This window comes from Alcanivorax profundi (assembly GCF_003597125.1).
Taxonomy (GTDB): domain Bacteria; phylum Pseudomonadota; class Gammaproteobacteria; order Pseudomonadales; family Alcanivoracaceae; genus Alcanivorax; species Alcanivorax profundi.
Genome location: NZ_QYYA01000094.1, coordinates 1 through 496 on the forward strand (window position 1 = coordinate 1; position 496 = coordinate 496).

Annotated in this window: 1 protein-coding gene; it reads right to left on the reverse strand. The window is 64.7% G+C overall.

What is annotated here, in order from left to right:
* Positions 1-429, reverse strand: a 429-nt coding sequence (locus tag D4A39_RS17015; protein WP_199699491.1) for a hypothetical protein, incomplete at its 3' end; no start/stop codon positions are given.
* Positions 430-496 lie beyond the last annotated feature (67 nt).

Genomic DNA, 496 nt, shown 5'->3' on the forward strand with positions numbered 1-496 from the left:
CCGGTCTTCCAGGGTTTTGACCTCGCCCGTGAGACGGTCATGCTTGGCCTGGAGCGCCTCCAGCTCACCTTGGCGGGCTTCGAGATCCCGGACACGGTCCGAGAGCCGATCGCGATAGACCCGCAGCCGCTTGACCTTGGCCGCGGTCAGCTCCCGATCCGCCGCTTCCGCCTCCAGCTTGGCGACCCGGCCCTGCATCTCCTCGACCCGAGTCTCCAACTCTGGGAGATCCGCCTGAAGGGCCTCCCGTTTCTGTTCGAGAGCTTGGATCTCCAGCGGCAGATCGTGATGCAACTGGCGCACCGACTTGTGGACCGTGGCGGCGTAATCCTCCCCCGCGGCCAGCCGGTCATATTTGCGATTACCGCGCTCGATGCCTTCGCAGTGACGGGACATGACCTCGAAGACCAGATCCTGCAGCTCGATCATCAGAGCGGGCCGTGTAGCCTTGGCCAGAGGGATCCCGGCCCGGTTACAGGCCCGGAGTTCGAAATGG